8 protein-coding genes and 1 tRNA gene are annotated in these 12,609 nt (G+C 60.5%); 4 read left to right on the forward strand and 5 right to left on the reverse strand.

The features are described 5' to 3' along the window. Positions 1-214: 214 nt before the first annotated feature. Positions 215-1,648 (reverse strand): calcium-binding protein, encoded by a 1,434-nt coding sequence (locus BSY16_RS08995; protein ID WP_069059344.1) that lies wholly within the window; start codon positions 1,646-1,648, stop codon positions 215-217. 355 nt (positions 1,649-2,003) lie between these two features. Continuing rightward, positions 2,004-2,093, reverse strand: a tRNA-Ser gene (locus tag BSY16_RS09000). Between the two features lie 302 nt (positions 2,094-2,395). On the opposite strand from BSY16_RS09000, the gene BSY16_RS09005 reads away from it, so the two are divergent. Further along, on the forward strand, positions 2,396-3,508 hold the full coding sequence (locus tag BSY16_RS09005) for a calcium-binding protein (RefSeq protein WP_069059345.1): 1,113 nt from the start codon (positions 2,396-2,398) through the stop codon (positions 3,506-3,508). A 63-nt stretch (positions 3,509-3,571) separates the two neighbouring features. Here BSY16_RS09005 and BSY16_RS09010 read toward each other — a convergent pair whose 3' ends face one another. Continuing rightward, positions 3,572-4,090: a MarR family winged helix-turn-helix transcriptional regulator gene (locus BSY16_RS09010; RefSeq protein ID WP_083242864.1), complete on the reverse strand. Its 519-nt coding sequence runs from the start codon at positions 4,088-4,090 to the stop codon at positions 3,572-3,574. Positions 4,091-4,113: 23 nt separating this feature from the next. Between BSY16_RS09010 and BSY16_RS09015 the strand changes: the two genes are divergently transcribed. Beyond that, positions 4,114-4,815 carry a glutathione S-transferase family protein gene (locus BSY16_RS09015; RefSeq protein ID WP_069059347.1) on the forward strand — a complete coding sequence of 234 codons (702 nt, stop codon included), beginning with the start codon at positions 4,114-4,116 and terminating at the stop codon, positions 4,813-4,815. 73 nt (positions 4,816-4,888) lie between these two features. On the opposite strand, the gene BSY16_RS09020 is transcribed toward BSY16_RS09015, so the two are convergent. Together BSY16_RS09020 and BSY16_RS09025 are read right to left on the reverse strand one after the other, a co-directional pair. After that, positions 4,889-8,233 (reverse strand): caspase family protein, encoded by a 3,345-nt coding sequence (locus tag BSY16_RS09020; RefSeq protein WP_069059348.1) that lies wholly within the window; start codon positions 8,231-8,233, stop codon positions 4,889-4,891. 97 nt (positions 8,234-8,330) lie between these two features. Next, positions 8,331-9,452: a Gfo/Idh/MocA family protein gene (locus BSY16_RS09025; protein WP_069059349.1), complete on the reverse strand. Its 1,122-nt coding sequence runs from the start codon at positions 9,450-9,452 to the stop codon at positions 8,331-8,333. A 199-nt stretch (positions 9,453-9,651) separates the two neighbouring features. Here BSY16_RS09025 and BSY16_RS09030 point away from each other — a divergent pair, with 199 nt between their 5' ends. Further along, positions 9,652-10,509: a MurR/RpiR family transcriptional regulator gene (locus BSY16_RS09030; protein WP_069059350.1), complete on the forward strand. Its 858-nt coding sequence runs from the start codon at positions 9,652-9,654 to the stop codon at positions 10,507-10,509. 120 nt (positions 10,510-10,629) lie between these two features. Then, positions 10,630-12,552, forward strand: a complete 1,923-nt coding sequence (locus BSY16_RS09035; protein WP_150129909.1) for a bifunctional 5-dehydro-2-deoxygluconokinase/5-dehydro-2-deoxyphosphogluconate aldolase — start codon at positions 10,630-10,632, stop codon at positions 12,550-12,552. The last annotated feature ends 57 nt before the right edge of the window (positions 12,553-12,609 follow it).

A 12,609-nucleotide genomic window follows, 5' to 3' on the forward strand; every position in this document is an offset into this window, starting at 1 on the left:
CCCTACGCATTGCACCGTGGCAGTGGCGCGTTTGCGATATAACGCGATCGCGCAACACCGAAGCGACCCAAGCACAGTAAGAATGAAGCCTGGCGGATATTACGAGAAGGTTCGATGCAATGCTGGGACGTGGGGCCGGTTGATATGCGCGGCACACAAAAAGCCCCGCACACAGCGGGGCCTTGATTGAACCAAAAGCGATGGTGGTCGTTCATCACAGGATGAAATCGGAACTCTTCAGATCGAACACGCCCTTGAGGCGGATTGAGAAATCGATACCGGCATCACCGTCGAGGTCGCCATAGATAAAGGTCTCACCGGCCTTGTTGAAATAACGCAGTTCGCCACCCTTGTCGCTGAACGCTTTCGTGCCAACGAAGGTGAAGGCCTGGTTGCCTGTCGCCGTTGTACGCGCGTCGATGATGGACAGATCGATTTTGTCCTGCTGCGATTGAGAGAAGTCATAGATCGTGTCCCGCGACGCCAGCACGCTGTCCCTGAAGGATTGCAGGATGAAAGTGTCCGCTCCGACGCCGCCATAGAGCTTTTCGGCGCCCCGACCGCCGGTCAGCGTGTCATTGCCCTGATCGCCATGGAGCGTATCGTTGTCCTTCCCGCCGATCAGCGTGTCGTTGCCCCCATTGCCATAGAGCGTATCGTTGCCATCCCCCGCGTTGAGAAGGTTCGCGTCATCATTGCCGCGGATATTGTTGGCAAGCGCATTGCCCACGCCAAACAGGTTCCCGTGGCCTCGAAGCACAAGATTTTCGACATGAGAATCGAGCGTATAGTTTATCGAGGCGATGACGAGGTCGGTGCCTGCATTGCTTGATTCATATACAGAATCACCGTCGCTCTGGACGAAGTAGGTATCGTCACCGAGCCCCCCATACATGGCATCATCACCATCCATCCCGTTGAGAATGTTTGCTGCGTCGTTTCCAAAGAGAGTATTGGATCCTGCGTTACCGGTGCCGTTGATTGCCCCAGCCCCAGTCAGGCGCAGGTCGTCAACGTTCCCTGGCAAAGTGTAGGAAATTGAGCTGAAGACCAGATCATCGCCCTCGCCCGCAAACTCCCGTACGATGTCGCGCGCGTTGTCGACATAGTAGACATCATCGCCTTGGTTGCCCGTCATGATGTCGCGGCCGGATCCTCCGTTGAGGATATCGCGACCAGTGCCGCCAATGATCGTATCGTTGCCACCGTAACCGTAAAGCACATTTGTATAGGGAGCGTCGAAGCCGACATCGGGGCGTGCCACGCCTTCGATTTTGTCGTCTCCGGCAAAAATGAGCATGGAGAGCTGCACTGCAGTTAACGAACCGTCGAATTTACTGATGTCGAGGCTGAAGTCAGAGATTCTGGACGACGCCTCCTCGAAGCCGTTGAGCGTCTCTTCCCAATGATAGTCGAACTGCGTGACCGCTCCGGTTAAAGACGTGAGTTCCAGCGTAGCGGGATCCACACTGTACTCAAAGGATCCGGTTAGTGTGTACTCATCAATCCTGCTGCCAGAATGTGCCGTTTCATAATGGATTTCATTCGTGACCGTTGTGCCCGGCTCCCATTCGGCGGCGGCCTTCCACATGGTGAGAAAATTGAGCGCCGTGCTTCTCGTATCACCTGAACCAAAAAAAACAGCCATATCCCTACATCCTCCGCGCAAGACCAGAATGCTCGCATGACGTTTATAGGGCCGTCAACTCAATTTCAGGCTAGAGAGTTTCCCCTTTTCTTGAATCGGGAGGATTCTGGATAGGATTATTTTTTGCGATCCAGTATCTGGCTGTAAGGAGCCGGCATCGGATGATCCATGCCTCCTCTCGCGCTTTTCGCAGGCGCGCCTTTTCGTAATGCAGACATCGCCTCGCACCTGTCGTGAAATGTTTGAAAGGGCGCTTCATTTTGAGGACCTAGCGGATCCCTTTATGTTCCAAGGCATCAGCCCGCAAACCCTTAACAATCGGGTGTTCGGTATTTTCAGCATCGCTGAACGGAACTGGCGGAGAAGAAGGGATTCGAACCCTCGATACCCTTCCGGGTATACTCCCTTAGCAGGGGAGCGCCTTCGACCACTCGGCCACCTCTCCGCTCGCCGCCCTGATACGGGCAAAGCCCTCGGTGATCAAGAGCTTTTTGGAGAAAAGGCTGAAAAGCGCTTTCAATATATACAGGTATGTATGGTGGGGAGCCGTAAAGGCTCCTGAGATCGATCAACAGCGGCGTGATTGGCGCACCGGACGACGTGCTTCACGGTCGATATGCCCCCTGCCTGCAAAATTCCCCGGTTCCGCCTCGAAATCGCCGCCCGCAGCGACTCTGTTCAACAACTGTTCAGCTTGTCGGCGATAGATATCGTGCAACAGGCCGTTGATGCGGAAAGGAAACGGAAATGGTTGTGGTTGTTAAAGGCACGAACGGTGACGATCTCATCGTACAGAATTCCCGGGGCCCGATGGATGTCTTCGCCTATGGCGGCGACGACGAAATCATTTTGAACCGCGTCGATAGCCGCGGCGGTGACAATTATGTCGAGGCCGGCAGCGGCAATGATATCGTTCGCAACAGCTTCGAGGGCAGCAACGATATCTATCTCGGTTCAGGCAACGACATCTACATCCATAGCGGCGCAGCGAAGGCCGCAGGCGAGTATGACGTCGTCAGCGGCGGTGATGGCAACGACCTATTCAAGGTGAAGACCTATCAGAGTGTCTATAACGGCGACACCGGAAACGATACCTTCTACTCCGTCGGCTTCAAGAACACCTTCAACGGCGGTTCCGGCACCGACACGATCAACTATTCGCTGCAGGATTCGAGCAGCGAAAAGGGCCGCGGCATCTATGTCGATCTCGATGAAGGCTACGCCAAGGCCGTTACGGGTCGCCTGGAGAAGCTGACGAGCATCGAGAACGTCGTCGGCACTGCTTATGCCGACACGCTGATCGGTACCGCGGGCAATAATATCCTCAAGGGCGGCAGCGGCAACGACCAGCTCGAAGGGCTTGCCGGCAACGACCGGCTTTATGGCGGCAACGGCGTGGACATAATCTACGGCGACGATGGCAATGACGACCTCTATGGCGAGGCCGGCAACGACCGTCTGTACGGCGGCAACGGCAATGACGATCTCGTCGGCGGCTCCGGCAACGACCTCCTCGTTGGCGGTGCGGGCAACGATTTCCTCGTCGGCGGCACCGGCGCTGACACGTTCCGCTTCACGAAAACATCCGACAGCCGCGTGGGTTCGCTGCGCGACGTCATCGACGACTTCAACCCGGACAGCCAGGGCGATGTCATCGACCTGCGCGACATCGACGCCAATACCGGTCGCAGCGGCAACCAGGCCTTCGAATTCATCGGCAAGGCTTCGTTCTCCGGCACGGCAGGCGAATTGCGCTACTCCGGCACGGTCATCTCGGGCGACATCAATGGCGACGGCCGCGCGGATTTCGAGATCAATGCCGGGCTGACGAAGTACTACGTGGACGACTTCCTGCTCTGATCCGAAACAGGCACGCAGACAGGCAAACGCCGGGGCTTCTTGCTCCGGCGTTTGCTTTTGTGCTCACCCGCGAACCAGACGTGCAAGCTCGTTCGCAAGCTGTTCGGCATCTGTATTTGAGAGCTTTTCGCCAAGATGGCGTTCAATGGAGGCGCCGTAGACCGTCCATATGCGCTGCTGCATCGCGCGACCCGCCTCTGTGACGAGAACCCAGCGGCCACGGCCGTCTTGCGGTAAAATTTCGCGGCGGACGAGGCCTGCCGCTTCCATCCGGTCGAGAAGCCGGGAGAGGTTGTGTTGCGCAAGCAATGTGTGCGCCTCGATTTCGAAGGGCCGCAACCTCCCCTTTTCCGCGCGCACCAGTTCCCAAAGCACGTCGTACCAGCCGAGCGGCGGCAGATCCGCGGCTTTCAGATCCTGCTCGATGGCGGCCAGGAGAACGCGCTGCGTGCGCATGAGCGCGATCCAGAGCCGTGTCGTGGCGGCGGAGGGCGTGGGGGTCTGGTCGGGTGACGAGTCGGACATAGATGCAATTACATTCATCTTGACGGCAAAGGCAAGGGTGCATATATGCAATTGCATTCATCTCGAACCGGAGACACGCCATGCCTCACCCCACTCCCACGACTGGCGCCACGCTCACCCTGGTTAGCCATCACCTCTGCCCCTATGTCCAGCGCGCTGCCATAGCACTTGCCGAAAAAGGCGTGGCCTTTGAACGCCGCACGGTCGACCTTGCCGCAAAGCCCGACTGGTTTCTCGCCATGTCGCCGCTCGGCAAGGTGCCACTCCTCGTCATCCGGCGGGAGGATGGCAGCGAAGCGGTGCTGTTCGAAAGTGCGGTCATCTGCGAGTATCTGGAAGATACGCAGACGGGTAGACCGCTTCATCCAGCCGATCCGCTCGTGCGAGCACAACATCGCGGCTGGATGGAGTTCGGTTCCTCCATCCTGTCGGATCTCTGGGGATTCGAGACCGCCAGCGACGCCGAAACCTACGCGACGAAACGCCAGGCTCTCACCGAAAAATTCAGGCGGGTCGAAGCCGCTCTCGGCAATGGTCCCTTCTTTGCCGGCGAACATTTCAGCCTCGTCGATGCCGTTTTCGCCCCGATCTTCCGCTATTTCGACGTCTTCGACACGGTGACACCCACGGGCGTTTTTGACGGGCTTGAAAAAGTTTCCGCCTGGCGTGCTGCCCTGATGCAACGCCCGAGTGTGCGCACGGCAGTGGCGGAGGACTACCCGGAACGATTGAAGGTCTTTCTGAAGGATCACGACGCCTGGCTGCTCAAATTGGCCGCCTGACCGAAGCCCAAAGAAAAGCCGCTGGAAACGACCTGTTTCCAGCGGCTTTTTGTTTCAATCCCGACCGGATGGCTCAGGTGCGGGCAGCGAGGCGATCGATCGCGTTCTGCGTCGAGGCACCGAAATCACCGTCGATCGGGCCGTTGTAATAGCCGCGATCCTTGAGGATCTGCTGGAACTCCTTGCGGAACTGCGGCGTGAAATTCGCCGCCGATCCCTTGAGTTCCTGCAGCTTGCCCTGGTCGCCGCCCTCCACGCTGGCGGCGGCCCAGCGGGCAGCCTCCTTGGCGTTGGCGCGCGTGCCGAGGCCTTGGTCGTAGAGGCGGGAGAGATTGCCCATGGCGTAGGTGTTGCCACCGTTCGCTGCCTTCTCGTACCAGTCGCGGGCCTCGTTGTAGTCCTGCTTCACGCCGTTGCCGACGTCGTAGAGCCAGCCGATGGAGGCCATCGAGTAGTAGTCGTTCTGGGCGGCAGCCTTTTCGTACCAGTTGCGCGCTTCGACATAATCGACCGCCACGCCCAGACCGGACTGGTAGGCATAACCGACCGAGGACATGGCGTTGATGTCGCCGCCTTCCGCGCCCTTCTTGTACCAGTCGAGCGAGGCTGCATAGTCGCGTGTCGTGCCGAGGCCTTCACGGTAGAACCAGCCCATCGTCGCCTGTGCATTGGCATAACCCTGTTCGGCTGCCTTGCGGTACCACTTGATCGCCTCGTCATAGTCCTTGCGCGTGCCGTTATAGCCTTCGCGATAGAGCCAGCCGAGGGAGGCCTGGGCATAGGGGTTGCCAGCATTCGAGGCCTGCTCGAACATTCGGGTGCCCTTGGCCATGTCGACCGCGCCGTCGGTACCGTAGATCGAGTACCAGGCGAGGTTGGTCAGCGCGTAGAGGTTCCCCTCGTCGGCAGCCTTCTGGTAGTGCTCGCGCGCCTTCGAAAAATTCTTCGCGGCGTCATGAGCACGGCCGACCATGTTGCGGATCGAGTTGTCCGACGGATTGGCATTGAGTGCCGCTTCGCAGACGGAGATCGCGCGGCCATAGTCGATCTGCGCGAAGAGCTTGCCGAGGAAGCCCGGGCGCAGGTTCGGTTCGCCGGCAAGTTCGTAGCACTGGTCGGCGTCCGAACCGCTCAGCGTCAGCGTCGACTGATCGGTCGTGGTGGTTGTCGTCGTGCTCGACAGCGAGCTGCTGTCGTTGCGGCCGGCAGCGAGCTTGTCGATCGCGGCGAGTGTGGCGGCACCGAATTCGCCATCCGACGAACCGCTGTAATAGCCGCGTTCCTTGAGAAGGTTCTGCAGCTCCTTGCGGAAGGCGACCGTGAAGTTGGCCGGGGTTTCCTTGAGTTCCTTCAGCTTGGCGGGATCGCCGCTTTCGACGCTGGCCGCTGCCCAGCGGACAGCCTCCTTGGCGTCTGCCGGCGTGCCGAGGCCCTGGTCGTAGAGACGAGACAGGTTGCCCATGGCGTAAGCGCTGCCAGAATTGGCGGCCTTCTCATACCAGTAGCGGGCTTCGACATAGTCCTGCTTCACGCCGTTGCCGACGTCATAGAGCCAGGCGAGCGAGGCCATCGAGTAGGAATCACCGATATTGGCGGCCTTCTCGTACCAGACCTTGGCTTCCGCATAGTTCTGCGCCGTGCCGAGGCCGTTCTGGTAGGCCCAGCCGAGCGAGGACATGGCGTTGGCGTCGCCGGCGTCCGCAGCCTTGCGGTACCAGGTGAGCGACTGGACGTAATCCTGCGAAACGCCGAGGCCTTCGCGGTAGAACCAGCCCATCGTCGCCATGGCATTGGCATAGCCCTGGTTGGCCGACTGCTGATACCATTTTACCGCTTCGTTATAGTCCTGGCGCGTGCCGCCATAGCCTTCGCGGTAGAGCCAGCCGAGCGAGGCCTGGCCATAGGAATTGCCGGCGGTCGAAGCCCTCTCGAGCATCGAGAGGCCCTTCGGCACGTCGACCGGGCCATCCGTGCCGTAGATCGAGAACCAGGCAAGGTTGGTGAGCGCGTACATGTTGCCGAGCTCTATCGCCTTTTCGTAGTTGCGACGGGCTTCGACATAGTTGCGGTCGGCGTCCTGCGCGCGGCCGAGAAGGTTTACCAGCATGCCGTCGGACGGATTTTCGTTGACGGCCTGCGCACAGGCGGAAAGCGCCCGCTTGGCATCGATCTTCAGGAAGTTGACGCCCAGGAAGCCGGGCAGCGATTGCGGTTCGCCGGCCAGCAGGAAGCAATCCCGCGAGGCGGCCGTTTCCTTGGAGGCGAGATCGACACTGAGACCCTTCTTCGGTTCGAGTGCTGCGATCAGCTGTTCGGCGCTGCTGCGATGCTGGCTATCCGGATAGCGCTCGATGAAGCGCTGCAAGGCAGCCGCATCGGTCGATTCCTTCAGGGCATCCCACGCGATTGCCGCCGCATCCTGCCCATCGTTCTGGGTCGCCTCCTGGAGGCTGGCGAGCTTCTTTTCCGCCAGCATCTTGTAGACCGGATCCTTGCCATGCTTCGAAATGAAGGCATTGATCAGGTCTTCATCGGCGAGATCGCGGATGTTCTGCCAGTCGGCCGCCGCTTCGGACTGGCCGTTCGGCGAGACCTCCTGCGTATTGCCGCTGTTGGAAATATTGATGTTCACTTCCTTGATGTTCAGGAAGATCTGCGCACCGCCGAGCGAACCGTAGACGAAGGGCTCCTGCTCGCGATTGGTGGCTTCCACCACTTCGTCGCGCACCTTGCCGAGCGCGATGCGCACGTCGAGGCCGGGCTCCGTCAGGTATTTCGAGAGTGCCGTCGCGAACGGGCTGTTCATGCCCTCGCCGTCGAGCGCCACCGTACCGGCCTTCGAAGCGAAGGCGATCAGCGTGTCGGCCGATTCGGGTTCCACGCGGGCAAGACCGCGCGTCACGGCACGGGTGCCGATCGAACGGGTCATCGACTGCGAGAACGGATTGTTGCGGCAAGCGTCGAGAATGAAGAGTTTCAGCTTCTTGGCGCCTTCCAGCGACCGCTGGACGCGGTCGATGGCCACGCTCTCGTCCTCGACGTCGCGGTCGCTCTTCAGCGCCGCATCGACGGGGATAAGGTAGTTGACCCCGTTCATCTCCATCGCATGGCCGGAATAGTAGACCACCGCCATGTCCGCGTCAGCCGACTCGTCCTCAAACTCGCGCAACGCCTTCACCATGGCGGCGCGGTCGAGATCCAGCACCGTCTTGACGGAATCGAAACCCGCGGCCTCGAACGAGGCGCGCATCAGCTCCACATCGTTCGCAGGATTGTTGAGCTGGGCCGTCTCTTCGTATTTCTGATTGCCTATCAGCAGTGCAACACGTTTCGCCTCTGCGGCGTTCGCGTTAAACACGATGACAGCAATCGAGACGAAGAGGACCGGCGCCCAGCGTCTCTGCATTTGCTTGAACATGCCCATCCCTCCGGCATTATTGCCGAGAGTATTACGTATGGCCCGTGCTGTTTCAATGAGGAAGCGACCGGATTTTTTTGGCCCGGTCGCTGGAAACTCATTCGGCGGCGATTTCCACCCAGCGACCCTGCCGGAAAGATTCGGCCATGGCGTGCACGGACTGCTCGATGCGCAGGCCATGGTTGAAGTCGATGGAATGCGAAGCCATGCCGGCAATGGCGGCGATAAGCTCACGGCATTCTATGACCTTGAGATCGTTGAAGCCGAGGCCGTGGCCGGGCGCCGGGATGAAACGATCATAGGGCTTGTGGTGCGGCGCCGTCAGGATTGTGGAAAAGCCCTGCTCGGTGGCGCGGCCGTCCGTCGTATAGAGCTGGAATTCGTTCATGCGCTCCTGATCGTAGAGGATCGAGCCCTTCGAACCATAAATCTGCAGCGCGATGCGGCCCTTGCGGCCCCAGGCCGAACGGTTGGCCATCAGCACGCCGGAAATACCGCCGGGAAGGCGCATCAGGACGCTGGCGATATCGTGGTTTTCGACATCGCGGCGGCTGCCGTCCTTCAGCGGGCGGTCGGCATAGGGTTTGGCAAGCGACGCGATGACCGCCTCGACATGGCCGAACAGGCTCCACAGCAGCGACAGCGGATGCACGGCGAAATCGTCGAGTGCGCCGTAACCGGAGGTCGCTTCGCTCTTCCAGTAAAACAGCGCCTCCGGATCGGCCATGAAATCCTCGTCCATCTCGATGCGGACGTGATTGACCGTGCCGATGGCGCCTTCATCCAGCAGCGAGCGGATGTGCCGCATCACGGGGTTCTGGATGTAGTTATAGCCCATGACCGCGATCTTGCCGGAGGACCGCTGCGCGGCGAGCATGCGCTCGGCATCGGCAAAGGCCGGCGCCATCGGCTTTTCGCACCAGACATGCTTGCCGGCTTCAAGCGCGGCGATGGCCATGTCGGCATGGAACTGGTTCGGCGTGGTGACGGAAATGACATCGACGTCAGGATCGGAGAGCAGGTCCCGCCAATTGGCCGTGGACTTGGCAAAACCGAACTCGCGGGCGCGGCTTGCCGCGAGATCCGCATTGGCTTCTGCGAGATGCACGAGGCGCGGGCGGTCGACATCGCCGAAGACCGTGCTGACATTGTTCCAGGCGAGCGCATGGCACTTGCCCATATAGCCCGTGCCGATCAATCCGATTCCCAAGGCCTTCATGACATTTCCTCCGCTGTGTCTCCGCGCAGTTCCAGACGCAAAACCGCTACGCAGTTTTGCTGGACTTGCTATATCTCGCCACAAGAGCGCTTCACATCATGCATAGCGGGAAAGATTTGGAACGAAAACTATCTTTTCTGGCAATATGGAATATTTATTTCATTCGTAGCAGAATGGCCGCACGAGGAGGACTGGATCCATGAACGACACCGAAGCGGCCCTGGCACGTGTACCGCGCGATTTCGACAGCCTGCGCAGCGTGATCATCGAGCGCAAGGCGACCATGCCGAAGCGACTGGCGCAGGTGGCGGCCTACGCGCTCTCCAACCCGGACGAGATGGCCTTCGGCACCGCGGCAAGCATCGCAATGGCGGCGGATGTGCAGCCCTCCACCCTCGTGCGGCTGGCCCATCACCTTGGCTATGAAGGCTTTTCAGACCTCCAAAATGTTTTTCGCGCCCGGCTGCGCGACCGCACATTGTCTTACGAAGAGCGCCTTCTCACCCTGGAAGCGGGACCGGCCGTCAACACTGATACGGAACTTCTCTCCGGCTTCCTGACGGCGGCAAGCCAGTCCGTTGCGCGGCTCGCCAGCACCATCGACGGCGAGACCTTTTCGAAATCCGTCGATCTGCTCGCCCGCGCGGAAACCATCTATCTCGTGGCCAAGCGCCGCTCCTATCCGCTGACCGCCCATATCGCCTACGCCTTCGGCAAGCTCGCCATCCGCCACCAGATCATCGCCTCGCCGAACGGCATCGATCCCGAAATGACGCAGTTTGCGACAAACAAGGATGCAGTCATCGCGGCGAGCTTTGCGCCCTACGCCGCCGAAAGCCTGACTCAGGCGCAGGAATTGGCGGCGCGCGGCGTGCCGATCGTCGCCATCACCGACTCGGTTTTCTCGCCACTCGCCGCCTCCGCGACATACTGGTTCGAAGTCTCCGAAGCCGATTATGCCGGATTCCGCTCGCTCTCCGCGTCCATGGCGCTTGCGATGGCGCTGCCCGTTGCGATTGCCGAAAAGCGCCGCAGCCTGCGGCGCTCAACCAAATGAAATGCTGCGGAATAGAAACGGAATGAATATTCCGAATTGACAGAATAATGGAATTCATGTTTCATTTTCTCGACGTACCGCCGCAGTGAGATGGCGGCGCCGCAAGACCGGGAGGAAGACATGCCGCACACGGAACAAGACAGGACGCTCGACGTCATCACGATCGGCCGCTCGTCCGTCGACCTCTACGGCCAGCAGCTCGGCACGCGGCTCGAAGACACCGCTTCCTTCGCCAAATCCGTCGGTGGCTGCCCGGCCAACATCGCGATCGGCACCGCCCGCCTCGGCCTGAAGTCGGCGCTCATCACCCGCGTCGGCGACGAGCAGATGGGCCGTTTCATCCGCGAACAATCCGCCCGCGAAGGTGTCAATGTCGAGGGCATCAAGACCGACAAGGATCGACTGACGGCGCTTGTGCTGCTCGCCATTGAATCCGAAGGCGTCTCGCCGATGATCTTCGTGCGCACCGACTGTGCCGACATGGCGCTCGACGAGGGCGACGTGGACGAGGCCTTCGTGCGCTCCTCCCGCGCCGTGCTCGTTTCCGGCACGCATTTTTCGCGACCCAACACCGAGGCCGCGCAGCGCAAGGCCATCCGCATCGCCAAGGAAAACGGCGGCAAGGTCATCTTCGACATCGACTACCGCCCGAACCTCTGGGGCCTCGCCGGCCATGCCGAGGGTTTCGAGCGTTATGTGAAATCCGACCGCGTCTCCGCCATCATGAAATCCGTCCTGCCGGATTGCGATCTCATCGTCGGCACCGAAGAGGAGATCATGATCGCGTCCGGCGCCGATGACGTGCTTTCCTCGCTGAAGGCCATCCGCGCCCTCTCCTCCGCCACTATCGTGCTGAAGCGCGGCGCCATGGGCTGCATCGTCTATGACGGCCCGATCTCCGACAATCTGGAAGACGGCATTATCGGCCAGGGCTTCCCGATCGAGGTCTATAATGTGCTGGGTGCCGGCGATGCCTTCATGTCGGGCCTCCTGCGAGGCTGGCTGCGGGGCGAGGATCATGCGACCTCGGCCACCTGGGCCAATGCCTGCGGCGCCTTCGCCGTCTCCCGCCTGCTCTGCTCGCCGGAATATCCGAGCTGGGACGAGCTGGAGTTCTTCCTGAAGAACGGCAGCAAGCACCGCGCGCTGCGCAAGGACGAGGCGATCAACCACATCCATTGGGCGACCAACCGCAAGCAGGCCGACATTCCGCTTCTGATGGCACTCGCCTGCGACCACCGCATGCAGCTCGTCGACGTTGCCGACGAACTCAAGGTGCCGCAGGAAAAGATTTCCGAGTTCAAGCGCCTGACCGTGAAGGCCGCCGCCCGTGTCGCCGATGGCCGGCCGGGCTACGGCATGCTGATCGACGAGCGTTTCGGCCGCGACGCCTTCTTCGATGCTGCCGACCAGAATTTCTCCTGGCTCGGCCGCCCGGTCGAACTACCGGGCTCCAAGCCACTGCGCTTCGAGTTCAGCCAGGACATCGGCTCGCAGCTGGTGGAATGGCCGCTCGACCATTGCATCAAGTGCCTGTGCTTCTATCATCCGGACGATCCGGCAGCGCTCAAGAAGGAGCAGCAGGAAAAGCTGCGCACCCTGTTTGAGGCGGCACGCCGGGTTGGCCGTGAACTGCTGGTCGAGATCATTGCCGGCAAGAACGGGCCGCTCAAGGATGATACGGTCTCGACGGCACTTCAGGAACTCTACGATCTCGGTATCAAGCCGGACTGGTGGAAGCTGGAGCCGCAGGCATCGAGCGGGGCATGGGAAAACATCGAGGCGGTGATCGCCAAAAATGACGCCTATTGCCGTGGTATCGTGCTGCTCGGCCTGGAGGCGCCGACGGAGGAACTGGTCAAGGCATTCGAGGCAACCAAGGTCGCACCGGCCGTCAAAGGCTTTGCCGTCGGCCGCACGATCTTTGTCGATGCCGCCCGCGCCTGGATGGCCGGCAAGATGGACGACGAGGCAGCGATATCGGACATGGCCGGCCGCTTCCGCGAAATGACCGACGCCTGGCTGCACACGCGCGGTCTTTAAAGCAATCCCAGGAAACGAGTGGGCGGTTTTCCGCCCGGGATCGCGACAAATGAAGAG

Origin of the sequence: Sinorhizobium sp. RAC02, assembly GCF_001713395.1 — a bacterium.
Taxonomy (GTDB): Bacteria; Pseudomonadota; Alphaproteobacteria; order Rhizobiales; family Rhizobiaceae; genus Shinella.

Bases quoted from the DNA above. Each gene is read 5' to 3' on its own strand.
- BSY16_RS08995 (WP_069059344.1), bottom strand. From the start codon at position 1,648: ATGGCTGTTTTTTTTGGTTCAGGTGATACGAGAAGCACGGCGCTCAAT.
- BSY16_RS09005 (WP_069059345.1), top strand. From the start codon at position 2,396: ATGGTTGTGGTTGTTAAAGGCACGAACGGTGACGATCTCATCGTACAG.
- BSY16_RS09010 (WP_083242864.1), bottom strand. From the start codon at position 4,090: ATGCAATTGCATATATGCACCCTTGCCTTTGCCGTCAAGATGAATGTA.
- BSY16_RS09015 (WP_069059347.1), top strand. From the start codon at position 4,114: ATGCCTCACCCCACTCCCACGACTGGCGCCACGCTCACCCTGGTTAGC.
- BSY16_RS09020 (WP_069059348.1), bottom strand. From the start codon at position 8,233: ATGTTCAAGCAAATGCAGAGACGCTGGGCGCCGGTCCTCTTCGTCTCG.
- BSY16_RS09025 (WP_069059349.1), bottom strand. From the start codon at position 9,452: ATGAAGGCCTTGGGAATCGGATTGATCGGCACGGGCTATATGGGCAAG.
- BSY16_RS09030 (WP_069059350.1), top strand. From the start codon at position 9,652: ATGAACGACACCGAAGCGGCCCTGGCACGTGTACCGCGCGATTTCGAC.
- BSY16_RS09035 (WP_150129909.1), top strand. From the start codon at position 10,630: ATGCCGCACACGGAACAAGACAGGACGCTCGACGTCATCACGATCGGC.